Annotated in this window: 22 protein-coding genes; 11 read left to right on the top strand and 11 right to left on the bottom strand. The window is 36.6% G+C overall.

Annotation, left to right across the window (positions count from 1 at the left end; all coding sequences use genetic code 11):
* Positions 1–27 precede the first annotated feature (27 nt).
* The 5 genes from map to ftsY form a co-directional block, all read right to left on the bottom strand.
* Positions 28–888, bottom strand: coding sequence for a type I methionyl aminopeptidase (map, locus tag prwr041_RS12210; protein WP_207154073.1), 861 nt, complete (start codon positions 886–888; stop codon positions 28–30).
* 101 nt (positions 889–989) lie between these two features.
* Positions 990–2,294, bottom strand: a complete 1,305-nt coding sequence (locus prwr041_RS12205; protein WP_207154072.1) for an HU family DNA-binding protein — start codon at positions 2,292–2,294, stop codon at positions 990–992.
* Complete coding sequence (locus prwr041_RS12200) at positions 2,287–2,580, bottom strand: HU family DNA-binding protein (RefSeq protein WP_207154071.1); 294 nt, start codon at positions 2,578–2,580, stop codon at positions 2,287–2,289. Before prwr041_RS12200 ends, prwr041_RS12205 begins: the two co-directional genes overlap by 8 nt.
* Positions 2,581–2,586: 6 nt before the next feature.
* Positions 2,587–3,885, bottom strand: a complete 1,299-nt coding sequence (gene rimO, locus prwr041_RS12195) for a 30S ribosomal protein S12 methylthiotransferase RimO (protein ID WP_207154070.1) — start codon at positions 3,883–3,885, stop codon at positions 2,587–2,589.
* Between the two features lie 18 nt (positions 3,886–3,903).
* Positions 3,904–4,854 carry a signal recognition particle-docking protein FtsY gene (gene ftsY, locus prwr041_RS12190; protein WP_207154069.1) on the bottom strand — a complete coding sequence of 317 codons (951 nt, stop codon included), beginning with the start codon at positions 4,852–4,854 and terminating at the stop codon, positions 3,904–3,906.
* Between the two features lie 328 nt (positions 4,855–5,182).
* On the opposite strand from ftsY, the gene prwr041_RS12185 reads away from it, so the two are divergent.
* Positions 5,183–5,971, top strand: coding sequence for a tRNA threonylcarbamoyladenosine dehydratase (locus prwr041_RS12185; RefSeq protein WP_207154068.1), 789 nt, complete (start codon positions 5,183–5,185; stop codon positions 5,969–5,971).
* Between the two features lie 6 nt (positions 5,972–5,977).
* Complete coding sequence (locus prwr041_RS12180) at positions 5,978–7,048, top strand: hypothetical protein (protein ID WP_207154067.1); 1,071 nt, start codon at positions 5,978–5,980, stop codon at positions 7,046–7,048.
* 20 nt (positions 7,049–7,068) lie between these two features.
* Here the strand turns inward: prwr041_RS12180 and rlmH are convergent, their stop codons facing one another.
* Both rlmH and prwr041_RS12170 read right to left on the bottom strand, forming a co-directional pair.
* Complete coding sequence (gene rlmH / locus prwr041_RS12175; RefSeq protein WP_207154066.1) at positions 7,069–7,539, bottom strand: 23S rRNA (pseudouridine(1915)-N(3))-methyltransferase RlmH; 471 nt, start codon at positions 7,537–7,539, stop codon at positions 7,069–7,071.
* Positions 7,536–7,820 (bottom strand): DUF4491 family protein, encoded by a 285-nt coding sequence (locus prwr041_RS12170; RefSeq protein WP_207154065.1) that lies wholly within the window; start codon positions 7,818–7,820, stop codon positions 7,536–7,538. Before prwr041_RS12170 ends, rlmH begins: the two co-directional genes overlap by 4 nt.
* 161 nt (positions 7,821–7,981) lie before the next feature.
* Between prwr041_RS12170 and prwr041_RS12165 the strand changes: the two genes are divergently transcribed.
* Together prwr041_RS12165 and prwr041_RS12160 are read left to right on the top strand one after the other, a co-directional pair.
* Complete coding sequence (locus prwr041_RS12165) at positions 7,982–9,730, top strand: phospho-sugar mutase (RefSeq protein WP_207154064.1); 1,749 nt, start codon at positions 7,982–7,984, stop codon at positions 9,728–9,730.
* A 7-nt stretch (positions 9,731–9,737) separates the two neighbouring features.
* Positions 9,738–10,202 (top strand): MaoC family dehydratase, encoded by a 465-nt coding sequence (locus prwr041_RS12160; RefSeq protein WP_207154063.1) that lies wholly within the window; start codon positions 9,738–9,740, stop codon positions 10,200–10,202.
* A 64-nt stretch (positions 10,203–10,266) separates the two neighbouring features.
* Here prwr041_RS12160 and prwr041_RS12155 read toward each other — a convergent pair whose 3' ends face one another.
* From prwr041_RS12155 to prwr041_RS12145, 3 genes are read right to left on the bottom strand one after another with little or no spacing between them, the layout of a single operon-like run.
* Complete coding sequence (locus tag prwr041_RS12155) at positions 10,267–11,151, bottom strand: FAD-dependent thymidylate synthase (RefSeq protein ID WP_207154062.1); 885 nt, start codon at positions 11,149–11,151, stop codon at positions 10,267–10,269.
* Between the two features lie 23 nt (positions 11,152–11,174).
* The gene (locus prwr041_RS12150) at positions 11,175–11,858 is read right to left on the bottom strand and encodes a tetratricopeptide repeat protein (RefSeq protein ID WP_207154061.1); all 684 of its coding nucleotides are present in this window, start codon (positions 11,856–11,858) and stop codon (positions 11,175–11,177) included.
* Positions 11,851–14,163, bottom strand: coding sequence for a transglycosylase domain-containing protein (locus tag prwr041_RS12145; protein ID WP_207154060.1), 2,313 nt, complete (start codon positions 14,161–14,163; stop codon positions 11,851–11,853). Before prwr041_RS12145 ends, prwr041_RS12150 begins: the two co-directional genes overlap by 8 nt.
* A gap of 108 nt (positions 14,164–14,271) precedes the next feature.
* Between prwr041_RS12145 and pyrB the strand changes: the two genes are divergently transcribed.
* The 4 genes from pyrB to prwr041_RS12125 all read left to right on the top strand — a co-directional run bounded on the left by pyrB (position 14,272) and on the right by prwr041_RS12125 (position 18,034).
* Positions 14,272–15,228, top strand: a complete 957-nt coding sequence (gene pyrB, locus prwr041_RS12140) for an aspartate carbamoyltransferase (RefSeq protein ID WP_207154059.1) — start codon at positions 14,272–14,274, stop codon at positions 15,226–15,228.
* 2 nt (positions 15,229–15,230) lie between these two features.
* Positions 15,231–15,686 (top strand): aspartate carbamoyltransferase regulatory subunit, encoded by a 456-nt coding sequence (gene pyrI, locus prwr041_RS12135; protein ID WP_018462321.1) that lies wholly within the window; start codon positions 15,231–15,233, stop codon positions 15,684–15,686.
* A gap of 91 nt (positions 15,687–15,777) precedes the next feature.
* Positions 15,778–17,058: a serine hydroxymethyltransferase gene (glyA, locus tag prwr041_RS12130; RefSeq protein ID WP_207154057.1), complete on the top strand. Its 1,281-nt coding sequence runs from the start codon at positions 15,778–15,780 to the stop codon at positions 17,056–17,058.
* A 196-nt stretch (positions 17,059–17,254) separates the two neighbouring features.
* The gene (locus prwr041_RS12125) at positions 17,255–18,034 is read left to right on the top strand and encodes an SGNH/GDSL hydrolase family protein (protein WP_207154055.1); all 780 of its coding nucleotides are present in this window, start codon (positions 17,255–17,257) and stop codon (positions 18,032–18,034) included.
* Positions 18,035–19,130: 1,096 nt separating this feature from the next.
* Here the strand turns inward: prwr041_RS12125 and prwr041_RS12120 are convergent.
* Positions 19,131–19,508: a desulfoferrodoxin gene (locus prwr041_RS12120; protein ID WP_207154054.1), complete on the bottom strand. Its 378-nt coding sequence runs from the start codon at positions 19,506–19,508 to the stop codon at positions 19,131–19,133.
* A gap of 238 nt (positions 19,509–19,746) precedes the next feature.
* Here prwr041_RS12120 and prwr041_RS12115 point away from each other — a divergent pair, with 238 nt between their 5' ends.
* From prwr041_RS12115 to prwr041_RS12105, 3 genes are all read left to right on the top strand, one after another.
* Positions 19,747–20,268, top strand: a complete 522-nt coding sequence (locus prwr041_RS12115; RefSeq protein WP_207154052.1) for a DUF4494 domain-containing protein — start codon at positions 19,747–19,749, stop codon at positions 20,266–20,268.
* A 9-nt stretch (positions 20,269–20,277) separates the two neighbouring features.
* The gene (locus prwr041_RS12110; protein ID WP_207154051.1) at positions 20,278–20,952 is read left to right on the top strand and encodes a YggS family pyridoxal phosphate-dependent enzyme; all 675 of its coding nucleotides are present in this window, start codon (positions 20,278–20,280) and stop codon (positions 20,950–20,952) included.
* A gap of 96 nt (positions 20,953–21,048) precedes the next feature.
* Positions 21,049–22,254 (top strand): pyridoxal phosphate-dependent aminotransferase, encoded by a 1,206-nt coding sequence (locus prwr041_RS12105; RefSeq protein ID WP_207154048.1) that lies wholly within the window; start codon positions 21,049–21,051, stop codon positions 22,252–22,254.
* Positions 22,255–22,256 lie beyond the last annotated feature (2 nt).

The following is a 22,256-nucleotide window of genomic DNA, read 5'->3' as shown; positions in this document are numbered from 1 at the left end:
TTCGAATTTCATTTTAAGTCTTTACTATTAATATGTAAGGATTTCCAGTCCATGCTCTGTCATAACAAATGTGTGCTCCCATTGAGCACTTGGCAATTCATCACCTGTAACAATCTCCCATTCATAAGGATCATCAGCATCAAGGAAAACTTTCCATGTGCCTTGATTAATCATCGGTTCAATCGTAAATACCATACCAGGTACAAGCAACATTCCAGAACCTTTATGACCAAAATGCATTACATCAGGTTCCTCATGAAAATCCAATCCTACACCATGACCACATAAATCACGTACAACTCCATAATGATATTTCTCGGCATGCTTTTGTATTGCGTGACCAATATCACCAACAAAACTATATGGTTTTGCAGCTTCAGCGCCAATCTCAAGACATTCTTTTGCAACTCTTACAAGCTGTTCCTTTTCAGGAGTAGTCTTGCCTATGATAAACATTCTGCTAGCATCAGCATAATATCCGTTGAAAATCGTCGTCATGTCTACATTTATGATATCACCTTCCTCAAGAACATCCTCTTCTTTAGGAATACCATGACATACTACCTCATTTATACTAGTACAAACACTTTTTGGATAGCCTTCATAATTCAAACATGCAGGTGTGGCATCATGCTCCTTACAATAAGCCATGCAAATATCATCAATCTCTTGCGTATTCATACCTACATGAATATTCTTAGCAACCTCATCAAGACAACCAGTATTGATGACACCACTTTTGCGAATGCCTTCAATCTGCTCTGGAGTTTTTATGAGGTCACGACTAGGCACTTCCTTGCCTTTTTTCTCCCAAGACATCACTTGCTTATCAAGTTCAGTAATTGGCTGACCAGGCAGGCAATGCCATTTTTTCTTCTTAAGAATCATATTCAAATGTTTAAATCGAGCACAAAATTACAATATAAAATCGAATTCAGCAAATTTTTTAATATATCGAAATATATTACCGCCATCGAATTACAGTAACTTTATTTGGAACGTTTATTTTTAAGTTCTGGAATCTTTATGGTTTCACCCTCCTTCAATTCCTTTTTGCCATTCATCACCTCTATATAGCATTCCATTCCAGGACCGAAATACAATCTACTGATAGAGTTCAATGTCTGACCCGCTTTTACCTTTACTGTCTTTTGTACTCCTACTATTTTATATGCACCAGTGCGTACACGTGCATCACTATTATTCATTGCCTCATATTCTTCTGTGACGGCAGGTTTATTCTCCACCTTCACATTATTTGTGCTAATAATATCAGGGCTCTTTACTTTCTCCGTCGGCTTCTTTACAACCGGTACAGGCTTTACTGCCGTAGGTTTTATAGGTTTGGCTTTCGGCGTAGCTTTTCGTTCCTCTAACCGACTAATCAAACTCTCAATACGACAGTTACGTTCAGTTATTTCATTATACATATACCACAATGCACCAGCTGACAATATAAATAATGCAAATACTGAAATAATCAAGAGCTTATTTATCCCTGTTGTATTCTTAACAGGTTCCGATTCCTCAGAGTTTTCTTCATTACAGTCAATTCTCTCTGAAGTTTCAATCACATTTTGATTATGATGTTCTATGACCTTACCAACAGCACTTTCTACAACAGGTTCTGGTTCAGGAGTAACTTCTTTTATTTTAATGTCAACAGTTTCACTTTCCTGTTCCGGTTCAGCAGACAACTCAATATTTTCTTCTGTTTCCTGTTCTACATCACTACCGGTAACACTTTCAACTTTTTCTTTAACCGTGTTACTTAATTCCTGTATTCCTATCTCCTTATCACAAGAATCGGATGTATTGTCATCATTGGTTTTAGCAACCTTTTCTGTTTCACATTCAACTTGTTCTTCTTCTTTTTGCTCTACAGATAACTCTATTGTTTCTTCAACATCATCAGACGCATCTTCTGAAGTTTCATCAAGCGAATCATCATCAGCCTGTTCGTCCTGCCCAAAATCAACACCATCATTAACAACAACTGTTTCGAACTGAGAAAAAGGACGGTTTACAAGCTCTTTCATCGCATTATCAGGCGAGAAAGAAATTTTGTCTCTACCTTCTATAAGTATTCGCTCTCCCGTGTTTACATCAACACTTTCACGAGGACTTACGCTAGTAACTTTAAACGTACCAAGCCCTTTTATTTTCACAAGCTTATTATCAAGAAGTCCATCATTGACGACATCTATCATCAATGACAAAAATTTCTCGGCATCTGCCAAATCCAACTTTTGCTTATCAGCGAGGATACGAGATAAATCTTTTACGTTACTCATGCGCGTCTCCTCCTTTTTTAAGTTTTTCCTTTATAGCCGCAATAGGTTTAAAACCAAGCACCAGCTTTGGTGGAACCAGCATTTTAAGTCCTGTAACAGGATTAATAACAACTCGTTCCATACGCTTCTTCACTTCAAAGGAACCAAAACCTGACAATGCGACGTTCTCTCCTCCTTCAAAGGCATCACCCATACTCGCAATTACTGTGTTAACAAGCCTTTGAGTATCAGCTTGTGTGTAACCGCTACGTTGCGCTAATTCTGAAATAAATTCCTTGTTGTTCATGTTGATTTATACTATTTCTCCATAAAGGTCAAATTCTTCACTTGACATTATCTTGGCATTATAGAAACATCCTACACGCAGTTTCTTGTCAGCGACTTTTATGAGCACTTCAGGATCAACTTCAGGAGAACAAAACTCAGTTCTACCAATATAATATTCACCTTCCTTGCGATCAATGATGACTTTCATCACCTTTCCGACTTTCTCTGCTTCAATCTCTGCACTTATATCTTGCTGAATAGCCATAAGGGTATCTAGGCGACGTTGCTTTACATCTTCAGGAACATTGTCTTCATAATGTTCTGCACTATACGTCCCTTCCTCCTCCGAATAGGCGAAAGCTCCCATACGTTCAAAACGAGCCCATTTCACAAAATCTACCAATTCATTGAAGTCCTCTTCTGTCTCTCCAGGGAATCCAACCATCAATGTTGTACGGATGTGAATACCAGGTACTGACTCACGTATCTTAGTGATCAGTTCCTTTGTTTCCTCCTTACTAACATTACGATGCATTGCATCTAGCACGTTATTGGAAATATGCTGCAAAGCTATATCAAGATACTTACATACGTTTGGCTTCTCACGAATTACATCCAACAAGTCCAAAGGGAACTGATTAGGATATGCATAATGTAGACGGACCCATTTTACGCCATTTATATCAGCTATGTCACTTATCAAGTCAGCAATATGTCTATGTCCGTCTATATCTACCCCATAATAAGTAAGTTCCTGGGCTATGATCTGGAATTCTTTAACTCCACTTGCTACCATATCCTTGACTTCCTGTAATATCTCATCTTTAGGACGGCTAACATGCTTGCCCGTAATAATAGGAATAGCACAATATGCACAATGCCTGTCACAACCTTCTGCTATCTTAAGATAAGCATAATGATGTGGGGTTGTAAGATGACGCTTCCCACTACAAGAAGTAACTTCTGATTTTCCTAAATCTGAAAGCAGTTGCTTATAATTAAATTTTCCATAGAATTTATCAACCTCAGGAATTTCTTTTTCAAGTTCATCTTTATATCTCTGAGACAAGCATCCCATAACATAAAGTTTGTTTAATCTCCCATCCTCTTTGGCTTTAACAAATTCCAATATAGTATTAATACTTTCCTCTTTGGCTGTTTCTATAAAACCACAGGTATTAATAACGGCTATCTCCCCTTCAGGACGTTTACTGTCATGAACACAATGATAACCATTTGCTTCAAACTGTTTCATAAGAAGTTCGCTATCAACGAGATTCTTAGAACAGCCCATTGTAATTATATCTATCTGATTTTTCTTCATGTAAATGTTTCAATTGATTTAGGCAAACAATGAATCTACGAATTCCTTACGGTTAAACAACTGCAAGTCTTCCATTTGTTCGCCAAGTCCGATATATTTAACCGGCACTTTCAACTGATCGCTGATACCGATAACGACACCGCCCTTTGCTGTACCGTCAAGTTTTGTAATTGCAAGACTTGTAATATTCGTAACTGCTGAGAATTGTTTAGCCTGTTCAAAGGCGTTCTGTCCAGTACTACCATCTAAAACGAGCATAACTTCATCAGGAGCTTCTACAAGAACTTTCTTCATCACATCCTTTATCTTCTTCAACTCGTTCATCAGTCCTAATTTATTATGCAAACGACCAGCGGTATCAATAATGACGACATCAGCCCCATTAGCCTTTGCGCTTTGAAGAGTATCAAAAGCCACACTAGCTGGGTCTGAGCCCATTTGTTGCTTAATTACAGGAACTCCAGCACGCTCGCCCCATATAGAAATCTGTTCAACAGCTGCAGCACGGAATGTGTCAGCAGCTCCTATATAAACTTTCTTTCCAGCATTCTTAAATTGGTATGCCAACTTACCGATAGTAGTTGTTTTTCCAACTCCGTTTACACCTACAACAAGTATCACGTATGGTTTATGATCAGCCGGTAAATCCCAGCTATCATTATCATCAGTATTATTTTCAGCTAATAAAGCTGCAATCTCTTCACGCAATATATCATTGAGCTCAGAAGTTGAAACATATTTATCCCGCGCTACCCTTTCTTCTATTCGTCCAATGATTTTCAATGTTGTATCAACACCAACATCACTGGTGATCAGCACTTCTTCCAAATTATCAAGTACTTCATCATCAACCTTAGATTTACCGGCTACAGCACGAGTCAGCTTACTAAAAACACTCTCTTTAGTTTTCTCGAGTCCCTTATCAAGAGTCTCTTTTTTCTTTTTATTAAAAAGTCCGAAAATTCCCATAATTACGTAATTCTTTTGCAAAGATAGTGCAAACGAGTGGAAAAGCAAAGGAAAATCATTTTTTTCTTTGTTTTTCGAAGTATAGCCTATCTTATAATAATAATATTGCATTCCTTTATAAACTTACACACTATTATGTGAGCATTTAGACTTTTAAGATATAAGTATTGAATAGCCAATCCACTGACTATAGGCAAGTTAAATGGAATTTTATTATTTTCGAGACAATACTTTTTTGTTTTAAAACTAAAAAACACAAAAAACATGGGCATAATTTACGAAAATCGTTACCTTTGCAGAAATTTTGAAAAAGTAGATATTAGTATAAATGCAAAATCAATTTTCACGTACCCAACTATTATTGGGAAAAGAAGCGATAGAAACACTTACTGAATCACGTGTAGCTGTATTTGGAATAGGTGGTGTTGGTGGATACACTGTAGAGGTTCTAGCACGCAGTGGTGTTGGACAACTGGATGTTTTTGACGATGACAAAGTATGCTTGACAAATGTAAACAGGCAAATTTACGCACTACTATCAACTGTTGGCAAATACAAGGTTGACGTCGCCGAAGAACGCATTCATGATATTAATAAGAAATGCATCGTAAACAAGTATCAGATGTTTTATTTGCCACAAAATGCTGATACGATAGACTTGAGTAAGTTTGATTATGTTGTCGACTGTATTGACACGGTAAGTGCTAAACTAGAACTGATAAAGCGTTGCCACAAATTGAATATACCAATAATATCTTGCATGGGTGCAGCAAACAAACTTGACGCGACTGCTTTTAAAATAGCTGACATCAATAAAACGAAAATGGACCCATTGGCAAAAGTTATCAGAAAAAAACTTAAACAACTGAATATCCCAAAACTTAAAGTCGTATATAGCGAAGAACAGCCGCTAACACCAATAGACGACCCTAATATAAGTTGTAGATTTCATTGTATCTGCCCAGATAAGGACATGAGAAAATGCACCGAAAGGAGAACCATTCCGGCAAGTAACGCATGGGTACCAGCAGCAGCAGGTCTGATTATCGGCGGAGAAGTAATAAAGGACATCATTAAGAAGGCCGGAACATTACGTCTGAATGGTGATGAAAAATAGAATATAATGAAATTACACATATTCAATCCAGGGCATGACATAGCTCTAGCTGGTGACAATGAAAAAATGACAGCCCCACATGCAGTAAGACAAATGCAAATGGACCTTGGATTTATTCCTGCCTTATGGGCAGACAAATCTGATTATGTGCTTGTTGACAACTCTAGCAATGCAGTCCATGGTAATGGCTGCAAGAGCTATTTACAGAATGTAAAGTACATTGATTGGAATGACTTACATAAAATAGATAAACAAAAGCTTGAAGTATTACCTTGGGGATGGGATAAGACTATAAGATATAAATTAAGTGTTGCATCTGAAGGAAAGCTAGATGGAATTTTGCCTAATAACACACAGCTAGAAAATATACGTGAAATAAGTGGAAGAAACTGGGCTTCAAAAAACTTATTACAAATTTTATTAGACTGTGACAACACATGTGTTGGTGAATCTGTAGCGGTGAATGACTACAACAATCTAATAGATGTATTGGATAACAGTGATAATGGATTAGCTTATCAATACGTATTAAAAGCTCCTTGGAGTAGTAGCGGTCGTGGATTGAGATATTTAGATCTTCAAAACGAAGGGATAAACGACCATTTGGAAGGATGGATAAAAAATATAATAAGAAAGCAAGGACTAGTCATGGTTGAGCCTTATTACAATAAAATACGTGATTTTGGAATGGAATTCACTGCTCATGTAAATGGCGAAATTGAATATCTAGGGCTATCTGTATTCAGCACATCAAACGGCGCTTATATGGGTAACATTCTTGCACCGGAAGATGAAAAACAAGAATTGCTATCAAGATATATAAACGCAGACATCCTTATCGAAATAAGGAATGCAATTTCACCCATGATGAAAGACAAACTTAAAGGTATATATTCTGGTCCATTTGGTATTGACATGATGATTTTAAATGGAGGTAAAATCCATCCATGTGTGGAACTAAATTTAAGAAGAACTATGGGACATGTTGCACTTGATCTTGCACAGAAGATAACCGAAAAGCGGATAATGCAAATGGAATTCAATGCAGGGCATTATTCTCTTAAAATAAAAAATTAAGATATTGTTAAACGAGAACCCTATTCGTGATGATAGGGTTCTCCTTTTATAATAGTGCATGCACGATAAATTTGCTCAGTGAAAACGACACGCACCATTTGGTGACTGAATGTCATTTTTGAAAGCGATATTTTCTCATTTGCACGCTCATATACAGCTTGCGAAAAACCATAAGGTCCACCAACAACAAATACAAGCCTACGAGCAGTATTCTGCTTTTTTTGTAACCAAGTAGCAAACTCAACAGAGCGGAAATTATCACCATGCTCGTCAAGAATAACAACTGTATCAGAAGATAAAATAGCCTTTAAAATCAACTCACCTTCTCGATCTTTCTGCTGTTGTTCGGTTAGATTCTTAGTGTTTTTTATTTCAGGAATAACATTAATATCAAAAGGCATATAATGAGAAATGCGCTCACTATAATCATTTATGTTAGCTACAAAATGTTTATTGACAGTTTTACCAATCAATAGTAATGTTGTCTTCATTTCTTATTCGGATTTTTTGGAAACCAGCCCTTCTCTACTCTTTTCTTCTGTTCAAAAAGTTCTCCGATACTCCACAAAAGTGTAGCTCCAAGTACTCCAAATATTGATGACAATATAACATTATCAACACATAAAGAGCCAATAATAGACACGATACCAATAACGAGGAACAACCACCATGGGCGAGTTCCAAAATAATATTCAGTCTTGATTACAATAGGATGAAAAATCCCTATAATAAAGAAAGTAATAATGGCTATGATAATTCCTGTAAAATACATAATTTTATTTATTGAATTGTTCTCTGAGTGCAAAGTTACAATAAATAAAATAAAAAATGGGATAAGCCACACCCCAACAATAAAAATAAATAAATTTATTTTGTATTGTCTTCGATTTGCACTATCTTTGCATATAGATATAAACAACTTATATATAACTTATGGCAAATAACGCACAACTAATTTCACAATGTGAAACAAAGGCTAAACAATGGTTAACACCATCCTTTGACGAAGAGACACGCAAGGAAGTTGAATCAAAACTTGCAGCCGAGGACAAAACTGAACTTATAGAAAGTTTCTACAAGGATTTGGAATTTGGAACAGGCGGTCTACGTGGTATCATGGGAGCCGGTTCAAACCGCATGAACATTTATACTGTAGGTATGGCAACACAAGGTTTTGCCAACTATCTGAAGAAAAATTTCAAGGGAAAGAACGACATTGCAGTTGTTGTATGTCACGACTGTCGTAATAACAGCCGCAAATTCGCAGAAACTGTTGCTGATATATTCTCTGCAAATGACATAAAAGTTTATCTTTTTGATGACATGCGCCCTACACCAGAATGTTCTTATGCAATCCGTCATCTTGGATGTCAGGCTGGTGTTAACATCACTGCAAGCCACAACCCTAAGGAATACAACGGATACAAGGCATACTGGGAAGATGGAGCTCAGGTCTTAGCACCACATGACACTGGTATTATTGATGAGGTCAATAATGTAAAGGTTGAAGATATAAAATTCGCCGGCAAAAAGCAACTTATCCAGATTATCGGTGAAGACATTGATAAGCTTTATCTTGATGAGATTCATACTCTAAGTATTGATCCTGAAGTTATCAAGAAACAACACGACTTGAAGATTGTCTACACTCCACTTCACGGTACAGGTATGATGTCTATACCACGTTCATTGAAATTATGGGGCTTTGACAACGTACATTGTGTGAAAGAGCAGATGGTCAAAGATGGTAATTTCCCAACTGTAGTAAGTCCTAACCCAGAAAATGGCGAAGCTCTTACTTTGGCTCTTCGTGATGCAAAAGAAATTGATGCTGATATCGTTATGGCAAGTGACCCAGACGCAGACCGCGTAGGTATGGCTTGCAAAAACGACAAGGGCGAATGGGTGCTAATCAATGGCAACCAGACATGTCTATTGTTCCTTTATTACATCATAACAAACCGCAAGGCTAAAGGATTGCTAAAACCTACTGATTTCATCGTAAAGACAATCGTTACAACTGAAGTAATAAAGAAGGTTGCCGACAAAGCTGGTATTGAGATGCGTGACTGCTACACTGGATTTAAGTGGATTGCTCGTGAGATTCGTATTTCAGAAGGCAAACAGAAATATATCGGTGGTGGTGAGGAAAGTTATGGTTTCCTTGCTCAAGATTTTGTTCGTGATAAGGATGCAGTATCTGCAATGAGTTTGTTAGCAGAGATTTGCGCTTGGGCTAAAAATCAAGGTAAAACTCTCTATGACATCTTGATGGACATTTATATGGAATATGGTTTCTCTAAAGAGTTTACCGTTAATGTTGTACGTCCTGGAAAGACAGGTGCTGACGAAATCAAACAGATGATGACTGATTTCCGCAATAACCCTCCTAAGGAATTGGGTGGCAGCAAGGTTGTTCTTGTAAAGGATTACCAGACATTAGAGACAACAGCTGCAGACGGAACAAAAGCAAAACTCGATATGCCTGATACAAGTAACGTACTTCAGTGGTTCTGCGACGATGACACAAAGGTAAGTGTTCGTCCTTCAGGAACAGAACCTAAAATAAAGTTCTATCTTGAAATCAAGGGAACTATGAAGTCAGCAGCAGAATATGACGCTCTTGATGCAAAGAGCGCTGAGAAAGTAGCAGCTATAAAAAAGAGTTTAAATCTAGATTAATTAGGAAATGGCAAAATTAGTAGTTAATTCGTATGACGAGTTTGCGTCTCATTTAGGTGAGCAGCTTGGTATATCAGAGTGGTTATTGGTTGATCAAGACCGTATAAATAAATTTGCTGATGCAACATTGGACCATCAATGGATTCATGTTGACGTGGAGCGCGCTAAGGAAGAAAGTCCATACAAGAGCACAATCGCCCATGGCTATCTTACATTATCATTGCTACCATACATGTGGAACCAGATTATTGAGGTGAACAATCTTAAGATGATGGTGAACTATGGTATGGACAAGATGCGCTTTGGAAAACCAGTAATTACAGGAAGCAAAGTAAGACTTGTAACAAAACTTGACGCAATTGAGAATCTAAGAGGTATATGTAAGACTCAGATTGGATTTAAAATTGAGATTGAAGGAGAAAAGAAGCCTGCTCTTGAAGGTGAGGCTACATTCCTTTACTACTTCGAGTAATAAGAATAATATATCATAATAAAAAATGGGAGACATCTTTGATGTTTCCCATTTTTTTTATTTATTACTTAATAAGACCAAGTTTCTTAAATTCCTCATTTAGCGGCATTGCTATCGCTTTAGCATCGGGGTGAGGTTCACCAGTTGTACCTATAGCACGCAGATCAAAGAAATGTTTCCAATCTTTCAAAAAAGCGGTATGAACAAGTTCGGTATTTGTATCTAATGGCAATACCACCCTAGCCTCCTGTGGTTTCTTTCCCATCGCGATAAGATTCATGTAAGAGAACTCTGCAGCAAGATTGGCAAACAACCAATTATTGATTGCATGCCATGACTTATCTTTCTCTGTAGCTATCTCATTGCAAAGTTGCTTGAAAAGTTCCATATCCACCTGTGAGGGAACATGATCAAAATCAGAATCATCCTTAATCCATTTAGGAACATTCACTGATATTTCACTTCCAAATTTATCCTTTGTATAATTGCAATAACGTGTAGATTGTTCTGCCATTGAATTAGCACGATGGCGATTAAACTCACGCGTAATTGCTACCTGTGTAGTAAAATGAACTGTGATACGCATTTCGTGATTTTTAGTCGGATTAGAGATGTATTTCAAATCATCCAACCATTTATTTTCAACAATGACACGAAGATTTGTTGTCACATAATCATTCTTATCGTCAGTTGCGACAATAGAGAATCGGTTGTAGTTATACTTATCATAAATTGTATCTTTTGGAGCTGTAAGATATATAGTGCCATGTTCAAGCATTGCCGTATGCTGAGACGCAATCATACGCTCAACAAAAGGCTTAGCAGAAGTTTCAGTTGTATTCTTTTCACTTTTATAACAGACTCTTCCCGCCTGTTCAATCAATTTATATACACCAGCAAGTCCGTTTTCTTGTTGCCATATCTCAAAAGAGGGATTTAGTATTTTCATAACCTTATTATATTATATGTATTCTATTTAATTTTATATGCCTTTAGGTAATAGTCTTTAATTGATGCTCGTGGAGTACCAAGACGTACCATTCTGTCCAAATCAGCAATTGCTAAATCTTTTTTCTTTTTTAGAATATAAATATTTGCACGATTAAGCAAATAATCTTTATTATTACTATCAAGACTAATTGCTTTTGAATAATCATCCTCAGCTAAATCATACATTTTACGCTCAAATTCAATATTGGCACGTGCGGCATAAGCAACAGCACTATCTGGATATTGGCTGATTAGATGATTCATGCCATCATAAGCCTCAGTATAATGCTTATCCTTTTCATTGAGTAAAGCCAATCCCAACTGTGCCTCAAAATTACCAGGAACGATGCTCAATAAATTCTGATAATCAAGTCTGGCAAAATTATATCTTAACAGTTGTACATTAACATAAGCCCTGTATAACAAAGCTGAAAGATTCCTAGGATTAAATTTCAGTATGATATCATACTCATCCTTTGCATAATTCCATTCATGCAACTGAATATTCCATGAGGCTTTTTTCAATCTCAAATCCACACTATCAGGATGAAAACTCAAGTCTCTAGATGCCATGCGCAAACTATCACGCAATGGATTATCCTTATTCTGTGCAGAAATGCTATTACTGCACAAAAAAAGACAAACTGCAAAAAATATTCTACTCATATACTTCGTCTATTTGATCATCACCATAACCATTATCCTCTTTTAGACAAGGGTCGAAATTAGCAGGCAATCCAAACGTTGCCTTATCACTATATCCAAGAGATACATCTCGATAAACTTTTCGCATATAATATGCCCAAATTGGCAAAGCCATAGTTGCACCTTGTCCCATAGACATATTATCAAAGTGGATATCACGATCTTCACCTCCTACCCAAACACCTGATACAAGTTGTGGGGTAAATCCCATAAACCAAGCATCACTATTTTTATTTGTTGTACCTGTCTTTCCACCTATTTCGCCCTCCATATGATATTTATAGCGGATGCGACCACCGGTACCACCATCAATTACTCCCTGTAGAAGCACTAACATCTTATTAGCACTCTCAGCACTAATTACCTCATTCATACGAGGTTGGAAGGTAGATATCACATTACCCTCATTATCTTCTATCTTTGTTACAAACATTGGTGAGGTTCTTATACCATGATTGGCAAAAGTAGTATATGCACTAACCATTTCTTCAACACTAACATCACATGGACCTAAGCACAACGACATTGATGGATGTATATCAGGATTGTTTATACCAAATTCATGCAAAGTAGAAACAAATTGACTAGGATTTAATTTACTCATAAGATAAGCTGAAATCCAGTTATTACTTTGAGCAAGTCCCCATTTCAAAGTTACCATCTCACCATATCGTGCATGCGATGCATTACGAGGAGTCCATGGCCGACCAGCAACAATATATGTCTGTTGCCTATTAGGTGCCTTATCACATGGAGAAAAACCATTTTCCATAGCCAATGCATATAGGAATGGTTTTATTGTAGAACCAACCTGTCTTCTACCGCCAGTAACCATATCATACATGAAATGATTATAGTCTAGTCCACCAACATAGGCCTTTACAGCACCTGTTTTTGGTTCCATACTCATAAAACCAGCACGAAGAAAACTCTTATAATACTTAATAGAGTCCATAGGAGTCATAACAGTATCAATATCTCCATGATAAGTGAAGATAGTCATGTCTACAGGTTTATTAAAAGCTTTTCTAATTTCAGAATCATTCATTCCACTGGCTCGCATACTGCGATAGCGCTCACTCTGACGAATGCTTCTTGTAAGAATCGAACGAAGTTGATCGTATGTTAGATCTTCCGTAAAGGGAGCATTGCGCTTTGTTTTATTTTCTTTATTGAATGCTGGTTGAAGGAATTTAGCCACATGACCATACACAGCCTCTTCTGCATATCTCTGCATTCTACTGTCTACCGTTGTATATACTTTCAAGCCGTCAGTATATATATTATATGGCTTACCGTCTTTTTTAAAGTTCTTGTTACACCATCCATACAATGGATCTGAAACCCAAGTAATAGAATCTATCGTATATTGCGCCTTTTTCCATGAAGGATAATTTGACAATTCTGGTTTGGTAGCCATCATGTATTGGCGAAGAAATTCTCTGAAATAAGTAGCCTCTCCGTCCTTATGGTCTGTACGATGGAAATTCAAGGTCAATGGGGTATCACAATATTGCTCATATTCTGAATGCGTCAGATAACCAGCTTTTTCCATCTGTCCTAATACTACATTTCTGCGCTCTTTTGCTCTTTCAGGATAACGCACTGGATTAAATAAAGACGGATTCTTACAAAGACCTATCAACATTGCCGACTCAACAACATCAAGATTTTTAGCCTCTTTATTAAAATAGGTATTAGCTGCAGTCTTGATGCCTACAGCGTTGTGCAGAAAATCAAAATAATTAAGATATAAGGCAATGATCTCTTCCTTTGTATAATTACGTTCCAACTTAACCGCAATTACCCACTCTATAGGTTTTTGAAAGACACGTTCAAGTGAACTGTGAGCCTGCTCTGAGTAAAGTTGTTTTGCTAATTGCTGCGTTATCGTAGAACCACCTCCGGCAGATGCCTGACCGAACATTCCTCTTTTTATTATAGCTCTTCCTAAAGCTATAAAATCAATACCGCTATGATCATAAAAACGTGAATCCTCTGTTGCTACGAGCGCATCAACAAGATGTTTCGATATCTTACTATAAGGAATAACTATACGATTCTCTTTATTGAAATTATATGTACCCATAACCTTGCCGTCAGATGAATACACCTGTGTCGCAAAACGGTTTATAGGATTTTGAAGGTCCTCAACAGGAGGCATATAACCTATCCAGCCATTCCAGATAGCTGTAAATCCAACTGCAGTTCCCATAATTAAGAATATAAGCACCGCCCATAAGAAATGAATGAAAGACTTTCTCATTATGTTTAATTTTCAGCAAAAATACAACTTTTCTAGCAAATATAGCACATAAATCAGAATTTATGATTAACTTTGAACACGAATTCGGATCAATCAATCAAATTATAGATGGAAAAGCATAATTTTGTAACGATTGCCGATTTGAATAAAGATGAAATAATGTATCTTATTCAAATGGCGCAAGAGTTCGAAAAACATCCTAACCGGGATTTGCTGAAGGGAAAGGTAGTTGCCACTCTTTTCTACGAACCTTCAACTCGAACAAGACTTAGTTTTGAAACCGCTGCCAATAGGCTTGGAGCACGAGTGATTGGCTTTAGTGACGCAAAAGCCTCGAGTGTCTCCAAAGGCGAGACGTTAAAAGACACCATTCTTATGGTAAGTAATTACGCAGACGTCATAGCGATGCGGCATTACATTGAGGGCGCGGCACAATATGCATCAGAAATAGCCCCAGTACCCATTATCAACGCAGGAGACGGTGCTCACATGCATCCATCACAATGTCTACTTGACCTCTACTCAATCTACAAAACACAAGGAACACTAGAAAATCTAAATATTTATCTTGTAGGCGACTTAAAATACGGTCGTACTGTTCATTCTTTAATCATGGCTATGCGCCATTTCAATCCCACTTTTCATTTTATTGCACCAACAGAACTTGCTATGCCACAGGAATACAAATTGTATTGCAACCAATATGGCATAAAATTTCAGGAGCATACGGAATTCAATGATAAAGTCATTGCAAACGCTGACATATTATATATGACACGCGTACAAAAAGAAAGATTTTCTGATCTTATGGAATATGAACACGTTAAAGACGTTTATATTCTACAAAATGATATGCTTGGAATGGCAAAGGAAAATATGAAAATTCTACATCCACTCCCACGTGTAAATGAAATTGCATACGATGTCGATGACAATCCACATGCATATTATATTCAGCAAGCCCAAAACGGACTGTATGCACGTGAAGCTATTTTCAGCTATTGTCTGGGAATTACTCTTGATGATATTAAAAACGACAAAACCATTATCAAATCCAAGTATTAATTATGGGAAAAAAAGAAATGCTGGTTTCGGCAATTGAAAATGGAACAGTGATAGATCATATTCCCGCCGAAAAAACTTATCAGGTTGTTGACCTTCTTGGTTTAAGAGAATCAGATACACCTGTCACTATTGGTTATAATCTACCGTCTAAAAAAATTGGACGAAAAGGTATAATTAAGATTACTAATAAATTTTTCAGTAATGAGGAAATAAGTAGACTTAGTGTCGTAGCTCCTAAAATCGTATTGAATGTTATCAAAGATTATGAAGTAGTTGAGAAGAAAACCGTTGAAACTCCTGACGAACTTCATGGTATTGTAAAATGTAATAATCCAAAATGCATCACCAATAACGAACCAATGCAGACATATTTCAACGTGGTTGATAAAGAGCATGGAGTATTGAAATGCCATTATTGCGATAAGGAGCAAGATATTGCTAATGTAAAACTTTGCTAGCAAAAACTTTGCAATTAAAAGAAAATTACGTAATTTTGCACGTATTATTAAGATAAAAAGATTATTAACTACAATATAACATTTTAACACGATGGAAAGAGATCTGGAGATTTTCAACCTTATTGAGAAAGAACATCAGCGTCAGCTGAAAGGTATGGAACTTATAGCATCTGAAAACTTTGTCAGTGACGAAGTTATGGCAGCTATGGGATCATATCTGACTAACAAGTACGCAGAAGGACTACCTGGCAAACGCTATTATGGTGGTTGCCAAATCGTCGACCAGGTTGAAGATCTGGCACGTGAGCGCGTAAAGAAAATATTTGGAGCTGAATTTGCTAATGTTCAGCCACATTCTGGAGCACAAGCCAACGCTGCCGTTCTGTTGGCTGTTTTGAAACCTGGTGACACATTTATGGGTTTGAATCTTGATCACGGCGGTCACTTATCACATGGTAGTCATGTTAATACTTCAGGTATTCTTTATAATCCTATCGGTTATAATCTAAACAAGGAAACAGGTCGTGTTGATTATGATGAAATGGAAAAGCTGGCTATTGAAAACAAGCCAAAATTGATTATCGGTGGTGGTTCTGCATATAGTCGCGAATGGGATTACGCCCGCATGCGCAAAATAGCTGATGAAGTTGGCGCATTATTAATGATTGACATGGCACATCCTGCAGGTCTTATTGCTGCTGGAATACTTGAAAACCCGGTCAAATATGCTCATATCGTAACAAGCACTACTCACAAAACTCTTCGTGGTCCTCGTGGTGGTATCATCTTAATGGGTAAAGATTTTGATAATCCTTGGGGACTAACAAATAAGAAAGGTGAATTGAAGAAGATGAGTATGCTTCTTAATTCAGCCGTATTCCCAGGAACACAAGGTGGCCCTCTTGAGCATGTTATAGCAGCCAAAGCTGTTGCCTTCGCTGAGAACCTTCAGCCTTCATGGAAAGATTATGCCATACAAGTTAAGAAAAATGCAGCAGCCCTTGCTGATGACTTGATGCAACGTGGTTTCGGCATTGTAAGTGGTGGTACAGACAACCACTCTATGCTTGTTGACTTGCGTTCAAAATATCCAGATCTTACTGGTAAGGTTGCAGAAAATGCACTTGTTGCAGCAGATATCACCGCAAACAAGAACATGGTGCCATTTGATTCAAGATCAGCTTTCCTAACATCTGGTATTCGACTTGGTTCAGCAGCCATGACGACACGTGGTGCAAAAGAAGATATGATGCATCTTATTGCAGAACTGATCGAAGAGGTTCTTAACGACCCTGAAAACGATAAAGTTATTGCTAGAGTTAGAGAAAAGGTTAATGCAACAATGAAGGATTATCCTTTGTTCGCTTATTAATCTCAAAATAAACGTCTACATATAAGATAGATCTCTGTCTTGGCAATATGAAAAACATTTCAATTGCCATACATAAGACAGATATCTATCTTTTTTATCGAACATAAATAACAAACTATCAATATCTATAAAGATATAAAATCAAACTTATCGAGAAATTATGATCAAGAAAGTATTTTGCTTTTTTCTATGTATAATGGTTACTATACCAGCTATCACAGCAACAAAAGTTCAACATCCATGGCAAGGTAAACGAGTTGCATATTTTGGAGACTCTATCACAGACCCTAAAAACAAAGGTGCTAAAAAGCATTATTGGGCTTATTTACAAGAAATGCTAGGTATAACACCGTATGTGTATGCTGTAAGTGGAAGACAATGGAATGACATTCCAAGACAAGCAGAGCAATTGAAAAGAGAACATGGTAATGACTTTGACGCAATTATAATTTTCATTGGTACTAATGACTATAATGCAGGTGTTCCTATTGGAAAATGGTTTACAGAAGATAGCACAAAAGTGTTGGCTGCTATACATAAACCTAAAGCTATGGTCACACGAATGAAACGAACTATGGTAATGAATGATAGTACTTATTGTGGACGTATAAATATTGCACTAAGCACACTTAAAAAGATGTTCCCTACTAAACAGATAGTCATGCTTACACCAATTCATAGAGCTATCGCTAATTTTAACGACAAAAATATACAACCAACCGAAGAATACCAAAATGAGTGTGGTGAATATCTTGATCGCTATGTAAACTCTGTAAAAGAAGCTGGAAACATATGGGCCATACCTGTTATAGATCTAAATTCTACCTGCGGACTTTATCCTATACTTGATGAGTTTTCACAATATTTCCATGATAAGAATACAGATAGATTACATCCAAATGATGCAGGACATATAAGAATAGCAAAAACTTTATACTATCAGCTACTGAGTCTTCCATGTAGTTTTGATAATTAAAAGGTCAACATTTAATTGAGTAAGTATATAACTACTTAAAACCAAGGTTATTTATAGAGGCTTCTCTTCCATAAATAACCTTTGAGCCTCTACCAGAAAAAGTTTTTTTAATGCCACTAATGTCACAATGTCACAAACCCTTTGTTTATAAGGGATGAACGAGTGACATTAAGTGACATTATGGGGGTAAAAGTGACATTAAGCTCCAAGTCACACCTGTTTTTTGCGATTTTTTGCCAAATATGCAATACACGTATAAACACTTTCTTGTTTATAATGATCTATACTCGTCATTTTGTGAGCTATATATCGCTATATACTAAGTTTTATCTCAGAAATTAACTGCAACAATGGTGATAATTGTCATCAATTCCATTTTTGTAGTCTAATTGATAATCATTTGTTTACCTGCGTCAGGTAATCCCTTTTTTCACGTTAGGCAATTCGATTACCTAACGTGGGTAATTGAGTTGTTCACGTTGGGTAACCCGATTACCTACGTTGGGTAATCGGATTACACACATGCTGAGGTAATTTAATTACACACATGTTAGGGTAATCTAATTGCACGCATGTTAAGGCAATCTAATTACACACATGTTAAGATAATCGTATCACTCAAAAGTTGAAGAAATTTAGGTAATAGTTTTTGCACACAATTTCAAAAATTATTTGCATCCTTCAAATTCATTCTCTCGTATTTATATATGGAGTAGATTTTTGAATTATTCATGCTGTTCAAGAAACCAGTCTTTATATTCTATAAAACCCATAAATACAAATACACATTATACTAATAGCATAATTGCGAAAAAAACGCGAAAAACAGGTGCAATTTAGGGTTTAATGTCACTTTTAACCCGATAATGTCACTTAATGTCACTCGCTCATCCCTTATAAACAAAGGGTTTGTGACATTATGACATTAGTGGCATTAAAAAAACTTTTTCTGTTAGAGCGCAGCTCTTTTATAAAGCATATAACTTCTTAAATTGGCGAAGAGCCGAAAAAAAATCTTATAAATAAAACAAAAAACAAGGCAAACAACATATTAATATATTCGTTTGCCTTGTTTATTTATTGAATTTATTATATTCTACTCAGCTTTCCATAAGCCATGTAAATTGCAATACTCACGAGCTATTACTTTCTTTGCATCTGTCATGAAAACAGCTTCAGGCTTATCACCAGGTTTCAGATACTGACGCATAACCTTGCCGTCTGCAAGAAGTTCTATCCACATTATATAATGTTCCTCAAGCATAGGATGAGCAACTGCACCAACAGTAACTTTGTAACCACCCTCAATTTTCTCGATAACTGGAACATGTTTCTCCAATGCTGCATCTTTTGAATTTTCCTTCAACAGCTCCATTGGCTGTCCGCAACAAGTCAAAGTTCCACCTGCAGGTTCTACCACTTCAACGATATTTCCACAGATATTACAACGATAAATTTGCTTTTGTTCTGTCATAATTACTTAATATTAAAATTAAACATAATAACTATTATAATATCTACACCGAATATACTCAATGCAGAATATCAATACTGCAAATATAATCATTTATTATTAATATCAGCACTCTAAACTGTGAAAAAATAGTTAACACACAATTATTTGAATTTCTTTATGCAAATAGACGTAATATTAATTTGTTGGTTTCAGATTTAATTACTACTTTTGCTCAACAAAACTAAAAATAAAAAATATGAGAAGTAGAACCGCAGTTTGGTTTGAAACCAAAATACGTTACGAAAAGACAATGGAAGATGGTATGCAGAAGAAAACTACAGAACAATATGTAGTTGACGCTCTGAGTTTTACAGAGGCAGAAAGCACTATCATCAATGAAATGAGAGTATATTTAAGTGGTGAATTTAAAATCACTGATATCAAACAGGCTGCTTACGGAGAAATTTTCTTCAGTGAATCAGACTCTGACGACAAATGGTATAAATCGAAATTACAGTTTATTACTATTGACGAAAAGACTGAAAAAGAAAAGCGCTCTACTGTAACTTACCTTGTTCAAGCCGGTAGCTTGCCTGGTGCGGTCAAGCACATAGACGAAGTTATGGGCGGAACAATGATTGACTATGTTATGACTTCAATACAGGAAACTCAAATAATGGATGTATTCGAACACAATGCTGCAAAAAAGCATGAAGAGAAAAATGACGTTCCTGAGTATGAACAAACTCCTGTTGCAGAGGAAACAATGACTGAATAAATAAAGATTATGAATGTTGATGTAGCAAAAAATTTACATGAAGTACTGGGCAACCTGCCTAAAGAAGTAAGATTGGTTGCCATCAGCAAATATCATCCCAACGAATATCTTGAGACTGCATATAATGAAGGTCAAAGGATATTCGGGGAAAGTCATGAGCAAGAGTTAGCGCAAAAACAGGAAACGCTTCCCAAAGACATAGAATGGCATTTTATTGGTCATTTACAAACTAACAAAGTAAAATACATTGCTCCTTATATTTCTATGATTGAAGCTGTAGATAGCTATAAATTATTAAAGGAAATAAACAAGCAGGCTGCCAAAAACGGTCGTATCATTAAAGTGTTGCTAGAGCTGCATATTGCAGAAGAAGAGACCAAATACGGATTAACACTTGATGACTGTCGAGACATGTTAGAAAAAGGAGAATGGAAAGATTTGGGAAATGTTCAAATATGCGGCTTGATGATGATGGCCAGCAATACAACAGAAATATCATTAATAGAAAAAGAATTCGACACAGCAACAAGTTTCTTTGATGAGATAAAAGTTAAATTCTTTGCAGACGCCCCTGAATTCAAAGAGCGTTCTTGGGGGATGAGTCATGACTATAAAATAGCCATCAAACATGGCTCTACAATGGTGCGTGTCGGTACTACAATTTTCGGGCCACGAGTTTATTAATTTATAACAAAACTATATTAGTTTAAAATAAATTATTATCTTTGCACCTTGAAATAGAATGAATGGCAATTAAGCCATCACAATTAAAAGATTAAAATGCCAGAAATATCAGTTCGCGGATTAGAAATGCCAGAGTCGCCAATCAGAAAATTGGCACCACTTGCAGCCGCTGCTAAAAATCGCGGTATAAAGGTATATCATCTGAACATTGGTCAGCCTGATTTACCTACACCTCAATGCGGTCTTGACGCATTAAAGACAATAGACCGCAAGGTGTTGGAGTATTCACCAAGCCAAGGCAATCTGACGTACAGACAGAAGCTCGTAAATTATTACAAAAAATATGACATCAACGTAACTGCTGATGACATCATTATAACATCTGGTGGTAGTGAGGCTGTGCTCTTTGCATTCATGAGCTGTCTGAATCCAGGAGATGAGATTATTGTACCAGAGCCAGCATATGCCAATTACATGGCTTTTGCTATTAGTGCCGGTGCAAAAATCAGAACTATTGCAACTACAATTGAAGAAGGATTTTCTCTTCCTAAGGTTGAAAAATTTGAAGAACTTATAAATGAGCACACACGTGCCATAATGATTTGTAATCCAAACAACCCTACAGGATATCTTTATACGAGGAGAGAAATGAACCAAATTCGTGATCTTGTTAAGAAATACGATTTGTATCTTTTCTCGGATGAAGTGTATCGAGAATATATATACACTGGTTCTCCCTATATTAGTGCTTGCCATTTGGAAGGCATTGAAGATAACGTAATTCTTATCGACTCTGTATCTAAACGATACTCTGAATGTGGAATTCGTATAGGAGCCTTGATAACCAAGAATGCAGAAGTTAGAACAGCTGTTATGAAATTTTGCCAAGCTCGCCTGTCACCTCCTTTAATAGGTCAAATTGTGGCAGAAGCATCACTTGATGCACCTGAGGAATACTATCGCGATGTATATGACGAATATGTTGAAAGACGTAAATGCCTAATTGACGGACTAAACAGAATTCATGGGGTTTACTCTCCTATACCAATGGGTGCATTTTATACTGTTGCGAAACTACCTGTTGATGATAGTGAGAAATTCTGCAAATGGTGTCTAGAAGAATTTAATTACGAAGGTGAAACGGTTATGATGGCCCCTGCAGCAGGCTTTTACACAACTCCAGGAGCAGGAATTAATCAAGTTCGAATCGCTTACGTACTTAAAAAACCTGATCTAGAACGTGCACTTTTAGTATTAAGAAAAGCCTTGGAAATTTATCCAGGACGAACAACTGAAGAATAGAA

The sequence above is a fragment of the Prevotella herbatica genome (assembly GCF_017347605.1).
GTDB classification, from domain to species: Bacteria; Bacteroidota; Bacteroidia; order Bacteroidales; family Bacteroidaceae; genus Prevotella; species Prevotella herbatica.
The sequence above is the reverse complement of the archived record's forward strand: the minus strand, read 5'-3'. Positions and strand labels throughout refer to the sequence as shown.